At 53.9% G+C, this 26,751-nt stretch carries 19 protein-coding genes; 9 read left to right on the top strand and 10 right to left on the bottom strand.

The genetic code is table 11. From position 1 onward, the window contains the following. Nucleotides 1-523: 523 nt before the first annotated feature. A complete protein-coding gene (ybaL, locus tag ACF8OF_RS09715) occupies nt 524-2,335 on the bottom strand; it encodes a YbaL family putative K(+) efflux transporter (RefSeq protein ID WP_279798833.1) in 1,812 nt (603 codons plus the stop codon). A 609-nt stretch (nt 2,336-2,944) separates the two neighbouring features. On the opposite strand from ybaL, the gene ushA reads away from it, so the two are divergent. Then, nucleotides 2,945-4,612, top strand: a complete 1,668-nt coding sequence (gene ushA / locus ACF8OF_RS09710; RefSeq protein ID WP_392496454.1) for a bifunctional UDP-sugar hydrolase/5'-nucleotidase UshA — start codon at nt 2,945-2,947, stop codon at nt 4,610-4,612. A 60-nt stretch (nt 4,613-4,672) separates the two neighbouring features. Here ushA and ybaK read toward each other — a convergent pair whose 3' ends face one another. From ybaK to copA, 3 genes are all read right to left on the bottom strand, one after another. Beyond that, entirely contained in the window at nt 4,673-5,152 is a 480-nt protein-coding gene (ybaK, locus tag ACF8OF_RS09705) for a Cys-tRNA(Pro)/Cys-tRNA(Cys) deacylase YbaK (protein WP_262859107.1), read from the bottom strand. 51 nt (nt 5,153-5,203) lie between these two features. Then, on the bottom strand, nt 5,204-6,013 hold the full coding sequence (locus ACF8OF_RS09700; RefSeq protein WP_392496453.1) for a TraB/GumN family protein: 810 nt from the start codon (nt 6,011-6,013) through the stop codon (nt 5,204-5,206). 140 nt (nt 6,014-6,153) lie between these two features. Beyond that, nucleotides 6,154-8,892 carry a copper-exporting P-type ATPase CopA gene (gene copA, locus ACF8OF_RS09695; protein WP_392496451.1) on the bottom strand — a complete coding sequence of 913 codons (2,739 nt, stop codon included), beginning with the start codon at nt 8,890-8,892 and terminating at the stop codon, nt 6,154-6,156. A 141-nt stretch (nt 8,893-9,033) separates the two neighbouring features. On the opposite strand from copA, the gene cueR reads away from it, so the two are divergent. The 6 genes from cueR to ACF8OF_RS09665 all read left to right on the top strand — a co-directional run bounded on the left by cueR (nt 9,034) and on the right by ACF8OF_RS09665 (nt 18,463). Next, nucleotides 9,034-9,450, top strand: a complete 417-nt coding sequence (gene cueR / locus ACF8OF_RS09690) for a Cu(I)-responsive transcriptional regulator (RefSeq protein WP_262875619.1) — start codon at nt 9,034-9,036, stop codon at nt 9,448-9,450. A gap of 173 nt (nt 9,451-9,623) precedes the next feature. After that, entirely contained in the window at nt 9,624-11,312 is a 1,689-nt protein-coding gene (locus tag ACF8OF_RS09685) for a ShlB/FhaC/HecB family hemolysin secretion/activation protein (RefSeq protein WP_392496450.1), read from the top strand. 36 nt (nt 11,313-11,348) lie between these two features. Then, complete coding sequence (locus tag ACF8OF_RS09680; RefSeq protein ID WP_392496448.1) at nt 11,349-15,983, top strand: hemagglutinin repeat-containing protein; 4,635 nt, start codon at nt 11,349-11,351, stop codon at nt 15,981-15,983. 198 nt (nt 15,984-16,181) lie between these two features. Continuing rightward, nucleotides 16,182-16,463, top strand: a complete 282-nt coding sequence (locus ACF8OF_RS09675) for a type II toxin-antitoxin system RelB/DinJ family antitoxin (protein WP_279798847.1) — start codon at nt 16,182-16,184, stop codon at nt 16,461-16,463. Continuing rightward, complete coding sequence (locus tag ACF8OF_RS09670; RefSeq protein WP_279798849.1) at nt 16,447-16,728, top strand: type II toxin-antitoxin system YafQ family toxin; 282 nt, start codon at nt 16,447-16,449, stop codon at nt 16,726-16,728. The genes ACF8OF_RS09675 and ACF8OF_RS09670 overlap by 17 nt, the downstream gene beginning before the upstream one ends. Before the next feature lie 250 nt (nt 16,729-16,978). Then, complete coding sequence (locus tag ACF8OF_RS09665) at nt 16,979-18,463, top strand: C69 family dipeptidase (protein WP_392496446.1); 1,485 nt, start codon at nt 16,979-16,981, stop codon at nt 18,461-18,463. 89 nt (nt 18,464-18,552) lie between these two features. Here ACF8OF_RS09665 and ACF8OF_RS09660 read toward each other — a convergent pair whose 3' ends face one another. From ACF8OF_RS09660 to tesA, 5 genes are all read right to left on the bottom strand, one after another. Beyond that, nucleotides 18,553-19,005 carry an NfeD family protein gene (locus tag ACF8OF_RS09660; RefSeq protein WP_262883766.1) on the bottom strand — a complete coding sequence of 151 codons (453 nt, stop codon included), beginning with the start codon at nt 19,003-19,005 and terminating at the stop codon, nt 18,553-18,555. 5 nt (nt 19,006-19,010) lie between these two features. Further along, on the bottom strand, nt 19,011-19,940 hold the full coding sequence (locus ACF8OF_RS09655; protein ID WP_262883765.1) for an SPFH domain-containing protein: 930 nt from the start codon (nt 19,938-19,940) through the stop codon (nt 19,011-19,013). Between the two features lie 55 nt (nt 19,941-19,995). Then, nucleotides 19,996-20,853: a co-chaperone YbbN gene (locus tag ACF8OF_RS09650; RefSeq protein WP_262861587.1), complete on the bottom strand. Its 858-nt coding sequence runs from the start codon at nt 20,851-20,853 to the stop codon at nt 19,996-19,998. A gap of 59 nt (nt 20,854-20,912) precedes the next feature. Beyond that, nucleotides 20,913-21,698 (bottom strand): SDR family oxidoreductase, encoded by a 786-nt coding sequence (locus ACF8OF_RS09645; RefSeq protein WP_392496444.1) that lies wholly within the window; start codon nt 21,696-21,698, stop codon nt 20,913-20,915. A 62-nt stretch (nt 21,699-21,760) separates the two neighbouring features. Further along, complete coding sequence (tesA, locus tag ACF8OF_RS09640; RefSeq protein ID WP_029990448.1) at nt 21,761-22,387, bottom strand: multifunctional acyl-CoA thioesterase I/protease I/lysophospholipase L1; 627 nt, start codon at nt 22,385-22,387, stop codon at nt 21,761-21,763. Between tesA and ybbA the strand changes: the two genes are divergently transcribed. Then, the gene (gene ybbA / locus ACF8OF_RS09635) at nt 22,355-23,041 is read left to right on the top strand and encodes a putative ABC transporter ATP-binding protein YbbA (protein ID WP_025151678.1); all 687 of its coding nucleotides are present in this window, start codon (nt 22,355-22,357) and stop codon (nt 23,039-23,041) included. The two genes, tesA and ybbA, sit on opposite strands and share 33 nt — an antisense overlap. Beyond that, the gene (ybbP, locus tag ACF8OF_RS09630; protein ID WP_392496443.1) at nt 23,038-25,470 is read left to right on the top strand and encodes a putative ABC transporter permease subunit YbbP; all 2,433 of its coding nucleotides are present in this window, start codon (nt 23,038-23,040) and stop codon (nt 25,468-25,470) included. Before ybbA ends, ybbP begins: the two co-directional genes overlap by 4 nt. Here the strand turns inward: ybbP and ACF8OF_RS09625 are convergent. Further along, the gene (locus ACF8OF_RS09625) at nt 25,467-26,732 is read right to left on the bottom strand and encodes a CynX/NimT family MFS transporter (RefSeq protein ID WP_392496442.1); all 1,266 of its coding nucleotides are present in this window, start codon (nt 26,730-26,732) and stop codon (nt 25,467-25,469) included. The two genes, ybbP and ACF8OF_RS09625, sit on opposite strands and share 4 nt — an antisense overlap. Nucleotides 26,733-26,751: the final 19 nt, after the last annotated feature.

Below are 26,751 nucleotides of genomic sequence, written 5' to 3'. Positions count from 1 at the left end.
GATACAATTACAGATATAATAACTCTATTTATTATTTTTTGTTTTAGTATTATTTTTCTGAAATATATGATATTCACAAGACTCAGTAGCACTGCAATAAAATACTGACCAGAATCAGGCATAGCGCCTCCTCAGGAGCAAAGTAGTAACGATTTTTCACGGTGTGTATTTCTTAAAACTCATGACAATGACAGATATTATTATATTTTCACCTGATGGGGTACTGACTATTCTCAGGTAATTTAATAAAATTAACAATTGCTGTGTTAATTATCAATTAAAATATAACAAATATCATAAAATAACATAATAAAATCCATTTTATCTGGTGTTTATATTATATTTTATTTCCCGTACGACTGATAATTGTGATTATGACGGCAGAACTGCACAAATAATGGTGTTCAGTGACTGAGTATCTTTTTATTATCCTCTGATATAAATCCTGCGCCGGCAGGATTTTTTATATGCGCATAAAAAAGCCCGGTCAGACCGGGCTTGTATTTCAGCAGGTTAAAACAGATTATGCCGACGGATGCGGATTCTGGTTTTCCGGGGCGGCATCTGCTTCAGGTTTGCGCAGCATATCATGCAGTGAACGGCCTTCAGTTTCAGCCTCCGCTTCCGCCGCAGGATTGATATTGACCGGGCAGCCGAACTCATGGTCGGTCTGGTTTTCCGTCAGCAAAGAGCTCATTGCACGGGCGATTTCAAACTCACCAATCACCACTCGGTTTGCACCGCGCTCCATAATATAGGTACGCTCATCGTCATAATGCGCGCGGACAATGATCGTCATATGCGCATTCATGGCGCGGGCTTTGGCGACAATCTCACCGGCCTCATAGCCGTTCGGAATAGTCAGCAGCAGCGCACTGGCGCAATCGGCACGGGCAAGATCCAGTACATCCTGTGCCACCGCGTTACCCATCACGGAAGGGTAGCCGCGTTCTGCGAGTTCCTCGAAACGGGCGCGGGTATCTTCCACCACCACAACCGGATAACCTTTATTATGCAGCTTATCCGCCAGCATCGCACCGACACGGCCATAACCGACAATAATGGTGTGTCCGCAGATATTGACCGGCACCTGGGTGATTTCTTCCAGCGTTTCCTCTTCCTGCTGCTCTTCCGGCGTCTCGGTTTTATCCAGATAGCGATCCAGCAGCGTAAACAGCACCGGGTTGAGCATGATAGAGACAATCGCACCGGCGAGGATCAGGTCATTGGCCTGGCGGTTGAGGACTTCCAGCGTGACCCCCATTCCGGCGAGGATAAACGCGAATTCCCCGATTTGCGCAAGGCTGACGGCAACCGTCAGGGCTGTTCGCCGGTTGTGGCCGAACATCCTCACCAGCAGCAGAGCAGCGGCGGATTTACCGATGATAATAATTGCCAGTACACCGAGCACGCCCAGCGGGTGGTTAATCAGCACCATCGGGTCAAACAGCATCCCGACAGAGACAAAGAACAGTACGGCGAAGGCATCACGCAGCGGCAGGGTATCCTGCGCGGCACGGTGGCTCAGCTCTGACTCATTGAGCACCATACCGGCAAAGAACGCGCCGAGGGCAAATGAGGCATCAAACAGGGCGACGGCGGCATAAGCAATACCCAGCGCCAGCACCAGCACTGCCAGGGTAAACAGCTCGCGGGAGCCGGTAGCAGCTGTTTTGGCAAGTAACCACGGGATCACACGGCGGCCGATAAAAATCATAATCAGGATGAATGCCACGACCTTACCGATAGTAACGCCCAGGCTCATCAGCAGTTCTGATGTGCTGGCACTGGATTCCGGATTATTAATGATAGAGGCGGCAGCCGGTAACAGTACCAGGGTTAACACCATGGCAAGGTCTTCGACAATCAGCCAGCCGATGGCTATCTGACCGCGCTGGCTCTCTATCAGCTGCCGCTCTTCCAGGGCACGCAGCAGCACCACGGTACTCGCGGTGGATAAGCTCAGACCAAATACGATCCCGGTAAATAATCCCCAGCCGAACAGCCCGGAAAGGCCGAGACCCAGAATAGTGGCGACAGCTATCTGACAGATAGCGCCGGGAATAGCGATATTTTTAACCGCCAGCAGATCTTTCAGTGAAAAATGGAGTCCGACCCCGAACATCAGCAGAATAACCCCGATTTCCGCCAGTTCCGGTGCCAGAGACGCATCGGCAACGAATCCCGGGGTAAAAGGGCCTGCTAACACACCCGCCGCCAGATAACCCACTAACGGGGAAATCTTTAACCGCTGCGCTAACATACCGAGTAAATAAGCGAGAACGAGACCGCCAACAATGGTTGTGATAAGAGGCGTTGAATGCACTTTTTTCATTCTCCTTTTGATTTGTGGTGTGAACGGATGTGGGCTGACTATAAATATAATACATGTTTTCGTGATATAAATCGCGTTAAAAATATAACTAATTATGTAAAAAACAGGACTTAACAGCAGATACCATTCAGCTTTAACTATTTTCAGCTTATTCTGCTCTTTGTGATCCCCGTTGCTGCCATCATTGGTTTACTTTAATTGTTTACATTATTGTTAGTTAACAATGCGTTGAGGTTATTTAATCTGTTTTTAATATCGATAATGATATATTTATAAAAATAACCTGAAAAAAACAGGTTTAATTGCGATATTTATGCCGGTAACAGCACGGTAATCTCTTCGCAGTACAAAATAGCCGCACTGTCGCCGGGTGAATAAATACCCGATTTTTCTCTGTTGCATATTGATATTTAAAGATTTTTTAAGGATACGTTCTCGTATTTGTGCGGATCCGGAAAATGACAAAATATTGATTCAGGTCGCACTTTTTTTTACTGTGTTTACCATAACCGGTGTAAAAATTTGTGAATTTTCATCATACTTTCAGCAGAACGCCGGAGAGAGTTGCTTTTGTGCCGGTATCATTATTCAGACACACAGGGAATGACCATGACATTTACACTGAAAACCACAGCCTGTGCGCTGGCGGTATCTGCAATGCTTTTTCCGGCGCTGGCGAATGCCTGGGAAAAAGATAAAACCTATGACATCACCATTCTGCACACCAATGACCACCACGGCCATTTCTGGCAGAACGATCACGGTGAATACGGCCTGTCCGCTCAGAAAACGCTGGTGGATGGCATCCGTAAAGAGGTGGAAGAGAAGGGCGGGTCACTGTTGCTGCTCTCCGGCGGTGATATCAATACCGGCGTGCCTGAATCTGATTTACAGAATGCCGAGCCGGATTTCAAAGGGATGAACCTGGTCGGTTATGATGCAATGGCGCTGGGTAACCACGAATTTGATAATCCGCTTGAAACGCTGCGTATTCAGGAAAAATGGGCCACATTCCCGTTCCTGTCCGCCAATATTTATAAAAAAAGCACCGGTGAACGTCTGTTTAAACCGTATGCCATCTTTGATAAACAGGGCGTGAAAATCGCGGTAATTGGTCTGACAACGGATGATACGGCAAAAATCGGGAACCCGGGTAACTTCCCGGATACCGAATTCCGTGCCCCGGCAGACGAAGCGAAAAACGTGGTTGAAGCCCTGCGCGAAACTGAAAAGCCGGACATCATTATCGCCGCCACCCATATGGGTCACTACGATGACAGCAATCACGGCTCCAACGCCCCGGGGGATGTGGAAATGGCGCGCAGCCTGCCGGCCGGTTATCTGGATATGATTGTCGGCGGTCACTCACAGGATCCGGTCTGTATGCAGCCGGAAAACAAGAATTATAAAATCGCCGATTACGTTCCCGGCACCCCGTGTGCGCCGGATAACCAGAACGGCACCTGGATTGTGCAGGCTCATGAATGGGGCAAGTATGTGGGACGGGCGGATTTTCAGTTCCGCAACGGTGAGTTCACGCTGAAGCACTATCAGCTTATCCCGGTGAACCTGAAGAAGAAAGTCACCAAAGAAGATGGCACATCAGAGCGGGTGTATTACACCGCTGAAATCAGCGAAAGTCCGGAAATGCTGAAATTGCTGACACCGTATCAGGAAAAGGGTGATGAGCAGCTGAATATTAAAGTCGGCTCGGTTGACCGCAAACTGGAAGGTGATCGCAGTAAAGTTCGTTTTGAACAGACCAGCATGGGGCACCTGCTGCTGGCTGCACAAAAAGAGCGTGCGAATGCGGATTTCGCCATTATGAGCGGCGGCGGTGTGCGTGACTCTATCGAGCCGGGCGATATCACCTACAAAAATGTGCTGAAAGTGCAGCCGTTTGCTAATGAACTGGTGTATATCGATTTCAAAGGCAGTGAAGTACTGCCGTATCTGACCGCCGTGGCAAATATGAAAACCGATTCAGGGGCTTATGCGCAGTTTTATAATGTCGGCCTGACCCTGAATAAAGACGGTTCGGTGAGTGATGTGACGATTGACGGCAAATCGCTGGATCCGGCCAAAACCTACCGTATGGCGACACTGAACTTCAATGCGATCGGCGGGGATGGTTATCCGAAAATTGATTCTCATCCGGGCTATGTCAATACCGGCTTTGTTGATGCAGAAGTACTGAAAGGCTATATTGAAGCGCATTCACCGCTGAAAGCCGCGGATTATGAACCGAAAGGTGAAATTATTTATAAAAACAACTAATTGACTGTCTGAGTTATAAAAAATCGGGGGCATTTCAACCCCCGGTTTTTATTCGGTTTATCAGTCCCGTTTCGCGATCGGGGCAAATTTCCCGTCCAGCACTTTCGCCAGATCCTGCGGAGCCAGTTCGATATCCAGGCCGCGTTTGCCGCCGGAAACGAAAATAGCGGCAAATTCCTGAGCCCCCTCATCAATCAGGGTCGGCAGACGTTTTTTCTGCCCCAGCGGGCTGATCCCGCCCACCAGATAACCGGTGACTTTCTGTGCATTCACCGGATCGGCCATTTCCGCTTTTTTCACACCAAGGGCTTTAGCCACGGCTTTTAAATCAAGCTGTTCTGATACCGGGGTGACGGCCACGGCGAGGTGTTTATTATCACCGTTCAGTGCCACCAGCAGGGTTTTGTATACCTGACGGGCATCGAGATTGAGTTTGCGAACCGCTTCATCACCGAAATTATGATCATTCGGATCATGCTCGTAAGGATGGAGGGTGAATGAAATCCGGTTTTTTTCCAGAAGTTTTACAGCCGGTGTCATAGGTCTTTCCTTGCAGATAATTCAGACGGCAGTGTCACAAGGCCTGCCAGTTTAACACAAAATGGACGGCAGACTATGGTCGCCGTAAAGATGCAGTGCCCCGACCGCCACCACATAATTGCCGGGCGGCAGTTGCGTCAGCCGGGTTTTCCAGGCGTCGTTGCGGCTTATCATCAGATGCTGATATGTCTGCTCGCTGAAGGTGGCGGGCAGTGGCTGCGCAAGTTTTTCCGGCCGGTAATCGAGCCACCAGCCGAGCATAATCTGAAGTGCCCGCGCATTGTCATGCCAGTAGGCCAGGGTATCTTCCAGCAGGCTCAGTCCTTCGTCCGGGAAATCCAGCAGCATCTGCAGCTGTGCCTGTGTGCCTTCCAGCTCAAAAACAGGGATATTCTGTCCGTGAGCGGCATTGAGCATCTGATAGTCAATGCCGTAATGCGGCCGCAGCCCGAGACTTTGTGCCTGGGCGGACTGCAGGATCAGCGCCACCTGCCAGGCAGGCAGGGTATCCAGGGTCTGTACCGGCTGGCGTTGTTCCTCACAATACCGGCGGTAGTCGTTTCTCAGGTGCTCCGGTAAGCGCTCACTTACCGGCAGACGGGGGGATTCCGGGTCTTGTCCCGGGAACGGTGGTGCCGGACGGGTAATATCGGCTTCCACAATCAGGCCATCAGCATGGTTAATTCTTTCCAGCAGCGGGCCGGGCAGCGGATACATGGCTTCCGACCCCATATGAATACTGCCGACCAGATGCAGTGAGATATCCCCCGGCAATGTGAGGTCAACCGAGGGCCAGGTGCAGCCACCCTGCGGATCAGGCGGGATAAGGTAATCTTTCAGCCGGCGGAACAGTGTTTTCATGACGACTCCTGTCGTGAAACGATACCTTAGTTGACTGCAAGCGCGCTTTTTTTTCAACCCTGATAAGTCATATCCGGTTAATCAGCAGGAAAAAAATAAGGGAGCGAAGTATTCGCTCCCTTAAGATAGTGACTGATGATTTAATCTTTCGGTTTAAAACGTAACAGTCGGTTGGCGTTACTGACCACGGTAATGGATGACAGCGCCATTGCCGCCCCTGCCACGACCGGATTCAGCAGTGTGCCGGTGAACGGGAACAGCACCCCGGCGGCGATCGGGATCCCGAGGGTGTTATAAATAAAGGCACCCAGCAGGTTCTGTTTCATGTTGCGCAGTGTCCCTTTCGAGATAGCCACCGCATCAGCCACACCGTGCAGACTGTGACGCATCAGGGTGATTGCTGCCGTTTCGATGGCGATATCACTGCCGCCGCCCATGGCGATCCCCACATCTGCCCGTGCCAGTGCCGGTGCGTCATTGATACCGTCACCGACCATCGCGACACGGCGTCCGGCCTGCTGTAATTTTTCAATGGCAGCGGCTTTGCCGTCCGGCAGTACACCGGCGATCACTTCATCAATACCGGCTTCTTTGGCGATAGCCCGGGCGGTCACTTCGTTATCGCCGGTCAGCATCACCAGTCGGTATCCCTGTTTGTGCAGACGCGCCAGCGCACTGACACTGTCCTCACGCAGCGGATCACGGATGGAAAGAATCGCCGCGATTCTGCCGTCAACCGCCAGCATGACCGGGGTCACGCCTTTGCCGGCCTGTGACTGCACCAGCGCATCCGCTTCCCCGGCGGTGCTGATTTTTTGTGCCTGCATCAGTGCATGGTTACCCAGCAGCAGTGTCCGGCCTTCAGACTCCCCGCTGATCCCCATCCCCGCCAGGGTACGGAACTGCGTGACAGACGGCAGTGTCAGCGCTTTCGCACGTTCAGTGATGGCACGGGCCAGCGGGTGATTAGAACCGCTTTCCAGTGCTGCTGCGAGACGCAGTACATCATCATCACTGAAACCATTAAAGGTATGGATTTCCGTTACCTGCGGCATACCTTCGGTCAGGGTTCCGGTTTTGTCGAAAACAATGGTGTCGAGGGTGCTTGCCTGCTGTAACGCATCCGCATCCCGTACCAGCACACCAAACTCAGCGGCGCGTCCGACCCCGGAAATTATCGACATCGGCGTTGCCAGCCCCAGCGCACACGGACAGGCGATAATCAGTACCGTGGTAATAATCACCAGCGCATAGGTTATCTGCGGCGCAGGGCCGAAGAAGTACCAGACGGCACCGGCGATCAGAGCGATAACCACCACAACCGGTACAAAGACGGCTGAGATTTTGTCCGCCAGCTGACCGATTTCCGGTTTACTGCTCTGTGCCTGGCGCACCAGTTTAATGATGCGTGCCAGCGTGGTTTTGCTGCCGACCGCGGCGGCCCGGAACAGCACGGTGCCGTCCTGCACGGTGGTCCCGGCAGAAACGGTATCGCCGGTGGTTTTTTGTTGCGGGATAGGCTCCCCGGTCAGCATTGCCTCATCCATCCACACTTCGCCTTCCGTGATCTCACCATCGACCGGCACGCGGTCACCGGTGGTCAGGCGCAGGATCATCCCCGGCTGCACATCGGCCAGCGGTACATCTTTTTCCCCTTCCGCTGTCACCACACGGGCGGTCGGCGGAGTCAGATCCAGCAGGCGTTCCAGTGCTTTTGATGAACGCTGACGGGCACGTTGCTCCAGCATATGACCCAGGTTGATCAGACCGATAATCATGGCGCTGGCCTCATAATAGAGGTGACGCGCCTGCGGCGGGAACACGTCCGGCCAGAGGTTTACCGTGATGGAATAGAGCCACGCGGCGCCGGTGCCGAGCGCCACCAGGGTATCCATCGTTGCACTGCCGTTTTTCAGGGATTGCCAGGCGCTGCGGTAGAAATGTCCGCCCGCCAGAACCATCACCGCCAGGGTGACGATCCCGATGGTCAGCCAGATCCCGTGGTTCGCCGGGGTCAGCATCATATTGTCGCCGATCATCCCCCAGATCATTACCGGGATACCGACCGCCAGTGCCAGAGCCGCCTGCCAGCGGAACCGCTTCATGTTCGCAACCGCCACTTCCTGCTGGCGCTCACGGCGTTTGGCATCATCCTGAATCAGCTCTGCGCCGTAACCGGCTTTCTCCACGGCGGCGATCAGCGCTTCCGCAGAAGCGTGACCGGTGACCAGCGCACTGCGTTCCGCGAGGTTCACACGGGCATTTTCCACGCCGTCCACACTGAGCAGCGCTTTGTGTACTTTGCTGACACAGCTTGCACAGGTCATACCGTCGAGCAGAAAGGAGAGACTGTCGTCGTCCTCTTCAATTACCGGCATGGCAGGGGTATTGTCAGGCGTGGCCGGAATGTCGCAGTGCTCCGCTGCCGCTGACTCAGTCTGAGACGGCGTCAGCGGTTCAGATTTTGGGGAGGCGTTTTCTCCCGCCACCACTGCCTGATAACCGGCGGCTTCCACTGCACTGATTAAGGCCTGTGCATCAGCGCTGCCGTACACTTTCGCTTCTTTGGTATCAACCACCGCAGCAGCAACACCGTCAACCGCTTCTAATGCACTTTGCGTTTTCGCGGCACATTTCATACAATTCAGCCCGGAAAGCTGTAAAATTGTACCGGGTTTATCTGCAATCTGAGCCTCGTAACCCGCATCTTCGATAGTACTGATGAGGGATTGCGCATCCGCATCGCCGGTCACTTTGGCGAAATCAAGGGTGACCACCGCAGATTCAACATCCGGGCGGGCGTCGAGTGCTTTTTTCACACTGGCGGTGCAATGTCCGCAGGACAGCCCCTGTAACGCAAGAATAGTGGTATTAGCCATACTTTTTTTCCTTACATGTTTCGCATCATCACGCCGCAGAACAGCACACAGCGCAAGAGAAAAAATTCTGTTCGGGGGAACGGGAATTTTGATTTACGATGATGTTAAACCTTCCCTCAAGGGTAAGGTCAAGGAGAAGTTATGAATATCAGCGATATTGCACAAAAAACGGGTTTAACGCCAAAAGCGATCCGTTTTTACGAAGATAAATCTTTGATCACGCCACCGGAACGGGGTGAGAACGGATACCGGTATTTCAGTGAGCGGCATGTGGATGAACTGACCCTGCTGCGCCAGGCAAAAGAGGTCGGGTTCACGCTGGATGAGTGCCGCGAGCTGTTATCGCTGTTCCGTAATCCGAACCGCCACGCGGCGGATGTGAAATCGGCGACACTGGGTAAAGTGAAGCAGATTGAAAAAACCATTACGGAGCTCACGGCTATCCGTGACCGCCTGCTGGCGCTGGCTGATTCCTGTCCCGGGGATGACAGCGCCGAGTGTCCGATCATTGAGCATCTTTCCGGCTGCCGCCACAGTAAACCCGCCTGCCATAAATAATCTGCGCGTCTGCCCGCCGGGCGGACGCCGTCTTACATCCTGCCGGTTAAGTTTTTCTTATTTCTGCCGATAACAGATAAAAGCGCGGCTTTTTTCATCCGGCGTTATACCGGAGAAAAACGGCGTTTCTGTCCGCTGCGGCGGTAACTGACGCAAAGGATAAGTAAGACGAATTGACCAAACTGCTGACATTATTCCGCTGCATCGTATTACCGGGGCTGTTTTTCTGCCCGTTAGTATATGCGGCACCTTTCCCCGCTGCGGCGGAAAACCCCGGCGCTGATGCCTCGCGCCGGGCGATGCAGGATGCCGCACAACAGGTCAGTGATCTGCTGGAACAGCAGACTTACCGGCAACTGAGTAAGCCACAGACGACGATCACCCCCGCAGAGCCGTTACTGCGTGCGGCAGAGAATGAACACTGTCTGCCGGTCAGCGGCGTGTATCTCTCCGGTATCACACTGTTATCTCAGGACGACTTCCGCTCACTTTCACCACTGCCCGCAGACTGTATCCGCAGCCGTGATATTAATGTGCTGGTGGCGGAACTGATGGAGCGGTATCTGGAGAAAGGCTATATCACCGCGCGGATCCGTTTTCTGCCGGTTAACGATTATCACGAGCTGGGGATCGGCGTGACGGAAGGAACGGTGGAGCGGATCGACGGCGCGGATCGCGGCGTTAATACGGATCTGTTGTTTCCCGCTCTGGCCGGTAAGCCGCTGAAAATCACCGAACTGGAGCAGGGGCTGGATCAGGCAAACCGCCTGAAATCCAATCATGTCACGATGGATATTCTGCCCGGCAGCGAACCGGGAGGATCGGTGATCCGGCTGGTTAATCAGCGTGGTACCCCGGCCGGTTTTTCTCTCAGCGCAGATAATTACGGACAGAAAAGTACCGGACGCAATTTTATCCGCGCCGCGGTTACCGCAGACAGCCCGGCCGGATTATCTGATTTTGTCAGCCTGAGCTGCTCCGCCACAACCGGTAACCCGGCGGCGCGTTACAGCCGCTCCGGCATGCTGTTCTACTCCGTGCCTTACGGCGCACTGACGGTCAGCACTTACGGCAGTCTTTCCCGTTACCGCATCAGTCAGGCGCTGCGTTATAACCACGTCATTCTGCGCGGGGACAGCGCTCAGGCCGCACTGCGCGCGGATTATGTTATCTTCCGTAACCGCTCACGGATTGATTCACTGATGGCGCAGATGACACACAAACGCAGCCGCAACTACCTCAATGACACACTGATTGGTGTCAGCAGCCCGTCCCTGAGTATCACCGAAGCCGGTTACACCGGACTGATTCTGGTACCGGGCGGCGTTATCAGCACCTCTTTATCGGCGGAAAAGGGCACCACACTGTTCGGGGCTGATACCCGGAACACGCTGCCGGGCTCGGATCCGCAATACACCAAAGGCAAATTTTCACTCAGCTATGTTCAGCAGTTTTCGCTGTCGGAAGACACCTGGCTGTTCAGCAGTCATCTGGCCGGTCAGTACACACAGGATCATCTCCCCGGGGTGGAGTGGCTGACACTGTCGGATAACAGCGCGATCAGAGGGTTTCACGACGGCTCGTTATCGGCGGATAAGGGATGGTACTGGCAAAACACCCTTTCCCGCCGTTTTGTCCGGCAGGGGGTTACGGTAACGCCCCGCGCCGGTGCGGACTACGGACGGGTTATGGCTCAGTCCGGGCAGGCGGGATGGCAGTCTGCCGCGGGTATCGCCGCAGGGGTGAATGTCAGTTACGGCGGCGCACAGCTGGATGCGCAAATCAGCCGCGCCCGGACCTCTGTGGCGGCACTGCCCGCACAGGACACCCTGTTTTCCCTGCGCCTGGGATATCAGTTCTGATCGGCTCCGTCAGTCGTTGGATGGTAAGGAAATACAATGAAAAAAGAACGCTTTAAACTCTCTTCTTCAGGTAAGGTGGCCGCGTGGATGGCGCTGGCCTTTGTCACGCTGAACAGCGCAGCCGCAGGGATTGTGGCGGACGGCGGCCTGAACGGCCCCGGGGTTTCTCAGGTGAACGGAACGGATATTGTCAATATTACAGCGCCGAACAGTAGCGGGCTGTCTCATAACCAGTATCTTGATTTTAATGTGGATAATCAGGGTGCGGTCTTTAATAACGCCCTGACCGCCGGGCAATCGCAACTGGCGGGCATGCTGGAGGCTAACAAAAACCTGAACGGGCAGGCTGCCGGGGTGATCCTCAACGAGGTGATCAGCCGTAACCCCTCTCTGCTGCTGGGTCAGCAGGAAGTGTTCGGCATGGCGGCTGATCTGATCCTTGCCAACCCGAACGGGATCAGCTGTCAGGGCTGCGGTTTTATCAATACCAATAATGCCGGGCTGATCGTGGGTAATCCGCTGATTGAGAACGGGATGATCAGTGCGTACAGTACGCCGGATAATACAAATTCACTGACGATCGGACATAGCGGGATCACGACCGGTAAGGTGCTGGATCTGGTCGCGCCTGCGATTAATGCCGACGGGGAGATCCGCGCGGCGGCACTGAATGTGATCACCGGGAACAATACGGTTTCCGCTGATATGCAGACCATTTCTGCCGGGGAAAATGCGGTTCCGCTGGACAGCTATTATCTGGGCGGCATGCGCGCGGGGAAAATCCGTCTGGTGAATACCGCGCAGGGCAGCGGCGTGAAGCTGGCCGGTAATATTGATGCCGTGAATGGTTTCGATGCGCAGTCACAGGGCGCTTTAACACTGACCGGCGCACAGATCACCGGCGGGGATATCCGCCTGAGCGGCGATACGCTGCGCACAGAAGGACAGTTGCGTAACGAATATCAGCGGACAGAAGACAAACGCAGCGGGCAGTCGGTCACCGGCGAAACCCGGCAGGGGCGCTACACCCGCACCTCGCTGGACGGCAAAAATATCACACTGGTGGCACAGCAGGAAGCCCGGCTGACCGGCACGGATCTGAACGGGCTGGAGATTGCCGTTCAGGCCGGATCCATCACGCTCGACAGCGACCGGGTTGCGCAGTCAGACACCCGCACCACTAATCAGTGGAAGATGTCGTGGGAAAATAACGAAACCCGTAAAGACGAAAGCATCCGGCAGGAAACCAGCAATCTCCGGGCTGACGGTGATATCCGCCTGGCGGCCAAAACCGGTGATATTACCCTGAAAGGGGCAATACTGGTGGCCGGAACGCATCTCAGTGCGGATGCCAAAGGGGATATCCGGCTTGAGAGCGTGACCAACTCCCGCACACAAACGGTGTCCGGCAATAAACGCAATGAGACGGCAAAACTGCTCAGCGGCACACACGACGATATCACGTCAAAAGAGCAACTGGTGAAAACGGAACTGACGGCAGGCGGTAATCTGGGACTGAATGCCGGTCATGACATCCGGGCTCAGGCGGCACAGGTACACGCCGGACAGGATATGATCATTAACAGCGGCAATAATCTCACTATCGGCACGCAAACCGCGACACAGCATCAGGGCCACAAGGAGAACGTGACATCCTGGGGCGGTATCGGCGGCGGCTCCCGTGAAAACCGGGCCACCACGGAAGAGACGGCGCACGGCTCTGACGTTACCGCAGGCGGTAAGCTCTGGCTTTCCGGCGGCAACGGCGTGACCGTCACCGGCAGTAAGGTAAAAGGCACACAGGACAGTCTGGTGCAGACCGGGCAGGGCGCGCTGGTGATTGAAAGCGGCATCAGCCGGACAGCAAAACACATTGATAACCGTGATGGTGGTGCGTTTAACATCACCCGCAGCACCCTTCGCGAAAACAGTGAAGATACCCGCATTGAGCGCAGCGAGCTGAAATCGGAGGCGGATCTGCGGCTGGCAGGGAAAAATGATATCACCATCGCCGGCAGCCTGATTGAAAGTGCGGGCACACTGAAAATTGATACCCTCGGCGATATCAATGTCCGTGCGGCACAGGCACAAAAACAATCTGATAAAACAGAAACCACACTGAAAATCAGCGGTTATGCCAAAGAGGATGAAGATAAACAATATCGCGCCGGCCTGGACATCAATCATACCCGCGACATACAAAAGCAGGATTCTGTCACGCAGCAGGGCAGTGAACTCAAAGGCGGCAGTGTCTCTGTTACCGCCGGAAACGATCTCACCCTTACCGGCTCTTCACTGACCACCACACAGGGGGATGCGGCGCTTTCTGCTGAAAATATCACTTTGAATGCAGCGGATAACCGTGAGATCCGGACACAGCAGAAAGGAGAATCTCACGGCGGTATTTATCTGACCGGCGGCATGGATAAACTCGGCGGCGGGCTGAGCGGTGGTCATACTGAAACCGGTAAAACACAGGAGCAGCATCAGGCGGTGACCTCCGGCACACAGGTGCAGGGCAATCTCACCCTGACCGCCGGTAAAACGCTTTCTCAGGAGGGCGTGTCACACACGGTGGGCGGCGCTTATACGGAAACGGCGCAGACCTCGGAACACCGGGCAGCGCACAACCGTGATCGCACCACCGAAACCACCAAAGGCGGCGAAGGCCGCCTCGGTGTTTCGCTGGATTACAGTAAAGTCTCCCGTCCGCTGGCGAAAGCCGGTGAAAATATCGCGGAAGGCAATATTGCCGGGGTGGCTGACAGTGCTGCTGCCACCGGATTGCCGGATATTGGCGTGGATCTGAGCGGCAAAGGGGAAAACCGGCAGACCATCAGCGAAAACACACAGGCGAAAACCACCTCTGTTAATGCAGGATCGGTTGCCGTGAACGCGACGGATCGTGTTCTTGATGAAGGAACACAGTACCGGGCGGATAACGGCGGTATTGCGATCAATACCGGCGATTATCAGTCAGTGGCGGCAGCGGATACACATCATCACGCTGAATCTGTGACAGAGGGTAAAGGAAGTCTGCGTGTGGCGACATCCACCGGACAGGATGTTGCGATCAGCGCGGAAGGCAGCGGCGGTCATCATCTGGCAACAGAGAGCAGCAGTAACGCGGTAACCGGTTCACTGTCGGCGAAAGGGGGTATCTCTGTGCAGGCGGGGCGTGATGCGGCATTGCAGGGCGATACACTGCGCAGTGAGGAAGGACACATTTCTGTCCGTGCCGGTGACAATCTGACGCTGGATCAGGCGGGTGATACTCACAGCAAAACCGTCAGCGGTTATGATGCCGGGGCACAGGTAAATGTGGAATCGCTCAACCCGAAAAATGCCGGTGGTGGCCTCAGCGGCGGACGTGAAGTGTATAACGAAAGCGGCACGACGGCGAAAACCGGTGTGATTGAGGGCAAAACCGGCGTGGTATTACAGGCCGGAAACGACCTGACCGCCAACGGTACCGCTGTCGGCAGTGACGGGGATGTGACGGTGAAAAGCGGGCACAACACGCTGCTTAACAGCGCGCAGAGCACGAATACCCTTTCCGGCCACCAGTGGCACGGTGGTGTACAGGCTAATGGCGGTAAAACAGAAACCGGCAGCAGACTCGGCGGCGGTGCGGATTTCAGTATCAGCAAACAGTCTGAAAACGTGACTGACCAACGCGGCGGCAGTCTGCGCAGCGGCGGTACTGTTTCTGTTTCTGCGGACGGCATGCGGGATGATGCACTGCATCTGAAAGGCACGCAGATTGATGCACAAAATACCGCACTGACTGCCCGTGACGGCGGTATTGTGATTGAATCGGCACAGAAAACCACGGACAAAGCCAACCGGAATGCGGGCGGAAACCTGAATATCGGCACCTCACGCAGCACGGAAAATCCGGAAACCGGTTCGCGGCATAATATCAGTGCCGGTCTGAAGGGCGGGATCGACAATCAGCAGACGGTAACGCAGAAAAACGCCCTTGCTGACAGCGGTAATCTGACACTGAACAGCCGTAATGACACGCAGATCCGGGGCGGGAAACTGACGGCGGATACGGTCAGCGGGCGTGTCGGTGGTGATTTGATCGTGGAAAGCCGGACTAACACCGAATCCGTTCTGAACGTTGACGCGGATCTGTCGGCGGCACATACCAATGATGAGGGCAGCAGTACCCTCGCACAACTGGCCAATGCCGGTACCCCGAAGTTCGCGGATGACATCAAAGCGGGTCTGGAAAACGGGCTGGATAAAGCGGCGGATTCTGTGCGGGAAAATGCCGGAGCCGGTGCAGGTACGATGGCGGACAAGATTAAATCCGGCCTGACATCCCCGTCCGGGATGACCGGCAATGTTAAAGCGTTCTTTGAAACCCGCTCCTCAGAACAGGTGGGACAGCAATCCGGTCTGACCGCCCGTGAACAGGGCAAACTGCGTACCGGCGGCAGCACTATCCTGACCGGTGCGGTGCTGGACGGTCTGCCGGATGACGGGAACACCGAAATGCGTTCAGTGGCAGTCAAAGAGACCGGCACCCGCATTCACGGCGAACTCCCGCTCAACGCCGGACAGGCGATCAGTGCGGTTAAGGACGGGATCGTCAACGGAAAATCCCCGGTGGGAATTTCTGTCACGAATGATCACAGCAGTGTGAACAGTAAAGTGAAGTAATTATTAGTTTATTCAGTAAGATAAAACGGCCCTCTGCGGGCCGTTTTTTTATGTGACAATCCGGCGCGGTTTAAAAATTGTTTATATGGCTGTGGTTATGATCAGGAATATCAGTTCAGCGGCATTTAATCTGATTGTGGAATGACTACGGTATGACTACACTATCGTCTGTTTATTCACCTGCTTTGAGGGCTGGTTATGTCTAAAGTGGAATATGTCAGAGCAAAAATTGATCCGAAGCTGAAAGCAGAAGCGATTGAAACGCTTGAATCGATGGGCTTAACAGTGAGTGACGCGATAAGAATGTTGATGATTCAGATTGTTGAACAGAAAGCGATGCCATTTTGTGTGAAAAGCACACAATATCGTCATGCTGCACGTACCCTGGCCGCAATAGAAGAGTTGGAGTGCGGGAAAGGCAAAAAATTTGACAGTATTTCAGATTTAATGGCGGATCTGCAGGATGGCAAGGACGATTGAACGTTCATCTCAGTTTAAAAAAGATTATAAACGGGAAGTTAAGGGTATTTACCGTATGATGTTAAATGACAGTCTGCAGAATATCCTGAATATATTGGTAAATGATCTCCCTATACCTGAAAAATACGCTGATCATCCGCTTAAAGGAAATTGGCGTACATTTCGTGATTGCCACCTCTATCCTGATTTGATTTTGATTTATAAAAAACAAGGTGATCGTTGTCTGAAACTGGCTCGTCTCGGATCTCACAGTGAAATTTTTTAATTTTTACCTCAGGTAAAATAGATTATCTCTGTTTCTCTTTTTTGTTTCCGATCAATTCCCCGGCTGAAAAAATAATCCGTCATTTTAATCAAAACACTTATCCGTAAAAAAAATAATAATTTAGTGAAATACACCCTATTTTGCGAATAATCCAGTGATTGACTTTGCATTATGCGATCTGCGTAAAAGAAAATTCAGCGTGTAATGGATAGCGTAAGCGCAATTTACAACTCAATGGAAGGTGTTCTCTATGAAACGTAGTGTTTTATCTCTTGCTGTGGGGGCTGCACTGGTGATTTCTGATGCAACGGCGTGTACCTCTATTTTTGTCGGTGAAAATGCGTCTTCAGATGGTGCGCAATATATTGCCCGCAATGAAGATATGAATCCGGCAAACCCGAAAGTGTTGCAGGTGAATCAGGAAAAAATAAATAAAGACACTGAGTTTAAAACTAACTTAAATAAATTCACCTATACCCTGCCGGAAAAGGCAATGCGCTATACCACTATCCCGGAATGGAATGATAAAGGTCAGTTCCGTTTCAGTTCCAACGGTTTTAATGACGCAGGTGTCGGGATCAGTGCCACAGAAACGATTTTCGCCAATGATGCCTCATTAAAAATTGACCCGTATGTCGAAGATACCGGGATTATTGAAGATGCAATTCCGGATGTGGTATTACCGTATGTCTCTTCCGCAAAAGAAGGGGTGATGCGGTTAGGGAAAATTATCGAAGAAAAAGGGGCCGGTGAAGGTTTCGGTGTGGCCTTTATTGATAAAGACGGGATCTGGTATCTGGAAACCGGCAGCGGTCACCAATGGATGGCGGCGAAAATCCCAGCCAATACCTATTATGTCACCGCAAACCAGGGCCGCCTGGAAAAATTTGATATCAATGACAAAGAGAATTACCTGTCATCTCCGACACTGATTTCCTTTGCTGAGAAAAACGGTTTATATGATCCGAAAAAAGACGGTGAGTTTAATTTCAAAAAAGCCTATACCAAAGACGACGCGAAAAGTGACGGTTATTACAACTACCCGCGTGTGTTAGTGCTGCAGAAAATGTATAACCCGGAAATTAAGACCGACTTTAACGATGTGAAATCCAATGATTTCCCTGTCTTCTTAAAACCGGCGAAAAAACTGGGGCTGGAAGATATTAAAGCCGGGCTGCGCAACCATTATGAGAATGTCGGCACATCCCCGTATGCCACCACCTATCCGGATACCACCAAACGTCCAATCTCGGTATTCAGAACCCAGCACTCCCATATTTTGCAGGTACGCAAAGATTTACCGAAAGAAATCGGTAATGTCCGTTATATTGCCTTCGGTATGCCGACATTATCCGTTTATGTCCCGGTTTATTACGGGCCGGACAGCTATGCGGAAGCGTATACCATCGGTTCGCCACAGGCGGATAATGCCTCCGCGCACTGGAAATTCCGTAAATTACAGACACTGGCGATGATCGACTTTAATAAATATTCGAAAATTGTGCAGGCGGAATACAGCAAACAGGAAGCTCAGTTTGCCAAAGAACAACAGGCAATGGAAAAAGAGTATCTGAGTATCTATAAAACAGACCCGGCTAAGGCCAAACAACTGTTACAGGACTTCCAGAATAAAGTGATGCAGGATGCATTAAATACCACCGATAAACTGACCAATATTATTATGCAGGATCTGACCAATTCCGTGAATGAGCGCTACCGTTTTAAAGGTGCGTGATGCGGTAAGGTTATTGAGACAAGATTATTGAGATAAATAAAAACGGCCTCTGTCACCAGAGGCCGTTTTATGATGATCTTTCCGGTCAGTTACCGGCTGACGGCGCGGACGGTCAGTGTAATACCGTCAACGGCAATCACTTCCACTTCCGTACCGGCAGGCAGCGGCGACTGGCTGTAAACCCGCCAGCTGCCGTCGGCGAGGCGGATACGGCTGTAACCTTCTTCCGTCTCTGTCAGCAGCGCAGCACGCAGGCCAATCAGTTTGTGATTGACCTGGTTCGGTGAACTGCTGTCATTACGCTGGCGGCGGCGCTGAAAATTACGCCACAACACCGCACAAATCACCGTCATCACCGCGAAAATAATGCCCTGCCACTCGGGTGTCAGTCCCGGCACAATCCACGCCAGCAGTGCGACGACCAGTGCCGCCACTCCGCTCCAGAGCAGATAACCTCCGGTACCGAGCATCTCCAGAATCAGCAGGATGCCGCCGAAACAGAGCCAGAACCAGACCGCCTGTGATGCGAGCATCTCAATCATGCGGATTAACCCTGACCTTTAGTGTCTTTTGACACATTGAACATTTCAGCCACACCGCCGATAGCCCCCATCAGGTTGCTGGCTTCCAGCGGCATCATAATCACTTTGCTGTTTTGCGCCGCACCAATCTGAGTCAGTGCATCGGTATATTTCTGCGCCACAAAGTAGTTGATTGCCTGCATATTACCGTCAGCGATAGCATCCGATACCATTTGTGTGGCGCGGGCTTCCGCCTCTGCCGCACGTTCACGGGCTTCTGCTTCCAGGAAGGCGGACTGACGCAGACCTTCAGCTTTCAGAATCTGAGACTGTTTTTCACCTTCTGCTTTCAGAATAGCAGCCTGGCGCACACCTTCCGCCTCAAGGATATCGGCACGTTTGGTACGTTCTGCTTTCATCTGTGCGTTCATCGCAGACACCAGTTCCTTCGGCGGACGCACGTCACGGATTTCAACACGGGTGATCTTAATCCCCCACGGGTTGGTGGCTTCATCCACGATATGCAGCAGACGGGAGTTGATAGAATCACGCTGAGACAGCATTTCATCCAGCTCCATCGAACCGAGAACGGTACGGAAGTTGGTCATGGTCAGGTTGATAATCGCTAAATTCAGGTTGCTGACTTCATACGCGGCGCGCACCGGGTCAATGACCTGAATAAAACAGACGGCGTCGATGGTGACGTTGGCGTTATCGCGGGAGATAACTTCCTGTGACGGAATATCAAGAACCTGTTCCATCATATTAATTTTACGGCCGATACGATCCATAAACGGCACGATGATATGCAGGCCCGGCTGCAGTGTACGGGTATAACGGCCAAAACGCTCAACAGTCCACTGAAAGCCCTGCGGTACAGTTTTGACACCGGTCGCCACAATAATGATGGCGATAAGAATAATAATCGGGACAAAACCCAGCGAGAACAAATCCATGAGCCAAAATCCTTATAAGTAATGAATAAATTAAATAATTCAGTAAGGTGATTAATTAGTACAGTAACGAGTATAACTTACGGCGGTAAGATGCGGCAGTATTATCTGCAGTCCCCATTGCCGCCATAATATCCATCATGGTTTTACGCACCTGACCTTCCGCAGCTGCCAGGTCTTTCTTCAGGAAGCTGAATAACAGCGCCAGGGCTTCATCATTGCGGTGTACTTCATGCAGTTTCAGCGCCAGCTGTACCGCGAGCTCCGCATTCTCCGGTTCCGCCGCAAAGGTATTTTGCAGTTCCTGGATTTCCGGGGTGTCTGCGGCCTGCTTTTGTAACTCAATTTGAGATAAGATACCATGATAGCGCGTATCCTGATCCTGAATCGGGACGGACTTCAATACTTTTTCAGCTTCTTCTGACAGCTTCACTTCCATCAGTGTCTGTGCCAGCAGCAGGGTGATTTCGCTGTTGTTACTCTCAGCCTGGTGCGCTTCACGCAGCAGCGGCAGGGCAGCCTGAAAATCACCGGCTTCAATCAGTTCAATCGCCTGACCGGTTTTGATTTCAGATTCAGACGGCAGGAATTTGGCCAGGAAGTGACGGACGGTCTCTTCATTCTGCGGCCCCTCAAAACCATCGACCGGCTGTCCCTGATGGAACAGATAGGTGGTCGGTACGGCGCGCAGGCCGAATTGTGAGGCGATCATCTGCTCGGTATCGCAGTTCACTCTGGCGAGGATCATCATCCCGGCATAGTCAGCAGCCACTTTTTCCAGAATGGTGCCCAGTTCCTGACACTGCGGGGACTGTGCGGAATGGAAGAAAAAGACCACCGGCACCTGCATGGAAGATTCAATAACCTGGCGTAAGTTGGTTTCGTTGACGTCTGTGATATGTGCGTTTGATAACATATTCATTCTCTTAATAAAGTAGCGGACTTTTTATTAACATCTGGGCGCAGCGCGGCATTTCAAGCAGCAGAGGATCTTTTGTTGAGTATTTTATCCATCAGCCACAACGGCAGCAGGCGTCTGAGCCACATCACGATCACGGTAAGACCCGTAACAGGATAGCGTATTTTCGGGTGCGGGTGCTCCAGGGCATGGATGACTTTTTTCACCACATCCTCCGGTTTACCGGTAAACAGACGGGCAATACCCGGATTTTTGACCGGTTTATCCTGCATCGTTTGTGTGACATTTTCCGTAAAGCGGGTGGTGATCGGCCCCGGTTCAATCAGGCTGACGCGGATCCCGCTGCCGGCCAACTCCATCCGCAGGGCATCGGACCAGGCTTCCAGCGCATATTTGCTGGCGGCATAGGCACCGCGTCCCGGGGTGGATATCAGCCCCATTACCGAGCTGGTCTGGATGATCCGGCCTTCACCGGCCTGTTTCATGGCGGGCAGCAGCAGGGTGGTCAGCTGGTGTGTGCCGAACAGATTGGCAGAAAACTGTTTTTCCAGATCTTCGCGGCTGACGGTATCCAGCGGGCCGTACAGGCCAAAACCGGCATTATTGAACAGGCCGTACAGGCGGTTATCCGTGAGCGCCAGTACCTGCTCTGCGGCACGGGCAACACTCTGCGGGCAGTCCAGATCCAGTTCCACCGGCTCAAACCCGAGGCGTGCCATTTCCGCCAGAGCCGCCGGTTTGCGGCAGGCGGCCAGCACACGGTAGCCCCGTTGTTTCAGTGTGTTAGCCGCGCATAGCCCGATACCACTGGAGCTGCCGGTGATCAAAACGGCTTTTTGCATTTCTTTACCTGCTTAACTGCTTATAAATTATGAATAAATCATTTAGGATAGTCTGACACCCGTTATTGTAAGTAAGGCAGCAGTGTTTTATCCATCCAGTCAGTCACATAAGGCTGTGCTGCCGCGTTCGGGTGAATACCGTCATCCTGAATCCACTGCGGATTGGTGACGACCGCTTCCATATAAAACGGGATCAGCGGAACGGCATTTTCCTGTGCCAGCGCCGGATAGAGCGCGGAGAACCGTTCGGTGTAGCGCTTGCCGTAATTCGGCGGAATGCGGATCTGCATCAGCAGCGGCTTCGCCCCGGCGGCCTTCACCGCATCGATCACCGCCTGAAGATCGGTGCGGGTTTGTGTCAGCGGCAGGCCGCGCAGGCCGTCGTTGGCACCCAGTTCAATCAGTACCCATTGCGGCCGGTGCTGCTCCAGCAGCGCGGGCAGACGGGCAAGTCCCTGGGCCGCCGTATTCCCGCTGATACTGCCGTTTATCAGTGTGATACCGTTACCGGCCTGTTGCCAGCGTTGTCCCAGCTGTGCTGCCCACGCCTCACCGGCCGGCAGGCGGTAACCGGCACTCAGGCTGTCCCCCAGTATCAGTAATGTTCCGGCGGCATACAAATTCCCGCTGAACAGCAGCAGAAAAAGGAAACAGAGATGGCATCGGAGCCTATTCTTGAAATTGATCATCTTATTAAGCGCGTTGGTCAGGGTGAAAATGAGATCACTATATTGCAGGGTGCCGGGTTAGTTGTCGAGCCTGAAGAGACAATCGCGCTGGTGGGGGAATCCGGATCCGGAAAATCAACCCTGCTCGGCATTATCGCCGGTCTGGATGACGCGACCTCCGGTGAAGTAAAACTGCTCGGTCAGTCACTGCCGCAGCTGGATGAGGAAGCGCGGGCAAAACTGCGGGCACGGGATGTCGGCTTTGTGTTTCAGTCCTTTATGCTGATCCCGACCCTTAATGCGCTGGAGAATGTCCAGCTGCCTGCGCTGCTGCGCGGTGAATCTGAATCCGCCAGCCGGGAGAATGCAGAGCAGCTGCTGATTCAGCTCGGGCTGGAAAAACGCCTGAAGCATATGCCTGCCCAGCTTTCCGGCGGGGAGCAGCAGCGCGTGGCTATCGCACGTGCATTTTCGACCCGGCCGAAAATTTTGTTTGCCGATGAGCCGACCGGTAACCTCGACCGTCATACCGGTGATAAAATTGCCGATCTGCTGTTTTCACTTAACCGTGACTACGGCACCACCCTGATTCTGGTCACGCATGATCTGACCCTGGCGGCCCGTTGTCAGCGGCGGCTGAAGCTGTCGGACGGCAAGCTGGAGGAACTGGCATGATCTGGCGCTGGTTCTGGCGGGAGTGGCGCACACCGTCACTGCTGGTGGTCTGGCTGTCACTGACCCTGGCGGTGGCCTGTGTGCTGGCACTGGGACGTGCCGGTGATCGTATTAATCAAAGTGTCAATTATCAGAGCCGTGACTATCTGGCCGGTGATCTGGTCCTGCGCGGCTCGCATCCGGCGGATGAAACCTGGCTGAAAAAGGCGCAGGAAAGCGGCCTGGTGCTCAGTCAGCAGATGAGTTTCAACACCATGGTGTTTGCCAATGATGTGCCGCAGCTGGTGTATGTCAAAGCGGCGGATGACGCTTATCCGCTGTACGGCGAGCTGGAAACTGACCCGCCCGGCCTGAAACCGGCACCGGGGGAGATTCTGATCGCACCGCGTCTGGCGGAGCTGCTTTCGGTAAAACCGGGGCAGATGCTGGAAGTGGGAGATACCGACCTGAAAATCGCCGGTTTTCTTATTCAGGAGCCGGACAGCGGTTTTAACCCGTTTCAGATGGCACCCCGTGTGCTGATCAATTTACAGGATGTGGACGCCACCGGTGCCGTACAGCCGGGCAGCCGCCTCACTTACCGCGATATGTTTGCCGGTGCGCCGGATGCGGTGGCGGTGTTTAAACAGCAGTATGAAGATGCGCTGCGGATTGATCAGCGCTGGGTGACGTTGCAGCAGGAGGGCGGGGCGCTGGCGAAGTCTATCGATCGCGCACAGCAGTTCCTGGTACTCTCTGCGCTGCTGACGCTATTGCTGGCAATCGCCGCAGTGGCGGTTGCCATGTCGCATTACTGCCGCAGCCGTCATACCCTGATTGCCGTACTGAAAACACTCGGCGCGGGGCGGCGCGAGCTGCGTTACTGGGTGGTCGGGCAATGGGCGGTACTGATGGCGGCAGCGATGGTTGCCGGATCCCTGCTGGGGCTGATTTTTGATGCGGTCCTGATGAGCCTGCTGGCACCGCTGCTGCCGAAGGCACTGCCGGATCCGGGATTATGGCCGTGGGCGTGGGCACTGCTGACACTCCTTGCCATCACTCTGCTGGTGGGCGCACGGCCTTACCGCCAGCTGATGCTGACACAGCCGACCCGCGTACTGCGTGATGACGTGGTCGCGCCGGTCTGGCCGCTGCGCTGGTATCTGCCGCTGGCGGTACTGATTGTGGCAGGCGGGCTGGCGGTGCTGACCAATGCCTCGTTCCTGCTCTGGGCGGTGCTGGCCGGGGTGGTATTGATCGCTGCACTGCTGGCAGTGGCCGGTTACGGCGGATTGTGGCTGCTGGCGAAAATTCCGTTCCGTGCCCTGAGTCTGCGCCTGGCTGTCCGCCGTCTGCTGCGTCAGCCCGGTCAGACCCTGGTGCAGACCGGGGCGTTTGCCCTCTCTTTTATGCTGCTGGGGTTGCTGGTGATGGTTCGCGGTGATCTGATCGGGCGCTGGCAGCAACAACTGCCGCCGGACACACCGAACTATTTTCTCGTGAATATGACGGAAGAACAGATATCGCCGGTCAATCAGCTGCTGGCATCACACAACGTGACACCGTCAGAATATTACCCGGTGGTGCTGGCGCGGCTGTCCGGCATTAACGGCGAAACCGCACTGGCGTGGGCGGATGCGCGTGATCCGGGCAACAATACCGTCCGCCGTGAGCTGAGCCTTACCTGGCAGGAATCGCTGCCGCCGCTGAATGAACTGGTGGACGGCACCTGGCCGCCGAAACCCGGGGAAGTCTCTATTGAGATGGAAGTGGTCAAACAACTCGGGCTGAAAGTCGGGGATATCCTGACCTTTACCGGTGATACCCGTCCGTTTACCGTGACTGTCAGCAGTGTGCGGCAGGTGGACTGGGAGAGTATGCGGCCTAATTTCTTTTTCATCTTTAATCACGCCTCGCTGGAAAATCAGAGCGCCATGTGGCTGACCAGCTTTCACTATGACGGTAATGACGGATTAATCACCCAGATGAATCGTAAGTATCCGTCCATCAGTATTTTTGATACCGGATCGATGCTGAAACAGATCCAGACCATTCTCGCGCAGGTCAGCCGTGCGCTGGAAGCGATGGTGGTACTGGTGCTGATTTGCGGCGTGCTGTTACTGCTGGCACAGATTCAGGTGGGAATGAATCAGCGCCGGACCGAGCTGGTGGTATATCGTACGCTGGGAGCCGGTAAACGCCTGCTGCGGCGCACGCTGTGGAGTGAGTTTGCCTTGCTGGGCGCGATGGCCGGTGTGGTCGCCGCACTCGGGGCAGAAGCGGCCCTGTGGCTGTTGCAGACCCGCGTATTTGATTTTCCGTGGCAGCCGCAGTGGCCGCTGTGGGTCGGGCTGCCGCTGGCCGGTGGTTTGCTGCTGTCACTCTGCGGCAGTGTGCTGGGGATCCGCCTGCTCGGGGATCCTCAGCAGTACCGCCGCTTACAGAGTTAGTCCGGCGAGGATGTGTATGCTCTGACCGGTTTGTGTTGTGGCGGTCGCATAAAGAATGTGGCCGCCAGAATCACCATCACCGGCAGGGCGATCAGCAGGAAAGCCGGGGTAAAGCTGCCGCTGTAATCCTTGACGGCACCGGCAAAGAACGGTGCCAGACAGGCAAAGGTGGAAATCAGATTCACCACGGAGAACAGCTCCAGATACGGACCACGGCCGAAATAGTTTGCCAGCAGTACACTGGAGGCCAGGAATGTCATGCCGTAACCAATCCCCACCAGCACGGTAAACAGGATCAGCAGCGGCCAGCTGGTGGCGATACTCAGTGTCAGCACACCGAATGTAATCGCGGCAAGGCTGATAATCAGCAGTTTTTTCGGCTCCAGCCACTCCCCGATAGCGCCCCCGGCCAGCCGGGAAAACGCGTTAATAAAGGCCATGGTACTGAGCAGCGTGGCGGCAACGGTTTCACTGAACCCCTTATCCATAATATGCGGCACGGCAAAGCTGTTCACGGTAAATCCGCACCATAAAAACGCGGTATAAGAGGCGGCGATAACATAAAACTGCCAGGTTCTCAGCGCCTGACGGGCACTCCAGTGCGCCTGACTGCGGTAGATGCGGGAACTCTGTTTTTTCTGCTGCCACATCACGGCACGGGCATGCGTGATCTCACGGCGGCCTTCCCGCATTACCAGCAGGGTGATCAGGGTGACAACAGCCAGCGTCAGGGCGGCGATCAGCCAGTGGATCCGCCAGGAGCCGAACACATGCGCGGCGAGAAAATAGATCCACGGCCCGACCACACCGCCCAGCCCGCCGAGGGTAAAGTAAAAACCAAACGCCAGCGACTGACGGCTGAAGAGCCGCGAAATCACATAAGTGCCGGGAACAGTAGCCATAAAGGTAAAACCAATCCCGAGAAAGGCGGTGCCGATAAAATAGCGCTGAATCGACTGCGTGGTGTACAGACTGTAAAACCCGGCCAGAAACAGCAGCAGCCCGGTCAGCAGTGTCAGGCGGACATTGGTTTTACGGATAAGAAGACCCGGCAGAAAGCTCGATAACCCGCAGGTCAGCCCGAGCAGCGTGAATCCGAAACCGGCGTCTATCCAGCTCCAGTTCAGCTCTTTGAGCATACCGGGTAAGACCACGCCTAATGAGGTGAAGGTAGTAGCGGTGGTCAGGAAATAAACCAGCCCCAGCAGGGTGAGTATAGTCCATTGATAAACAGGACCTAAGCGGCGATCTGACGAAAACATCCCGGCTCCGGAAACAGCG

The sequence above is a fragment of the Morganella sp. TYF_1 genome, from assembly GCF_043105645.1.
Lineage (GTDB): Bacteria > Pseudomonadota > Gammaproteobacteria > Enterobacterales > Enterobacteriaceae > Morganella > Morganella morganii_B.
This window is presented reverse-complemented; position numbering and strand designations above follow the sequence as displayed.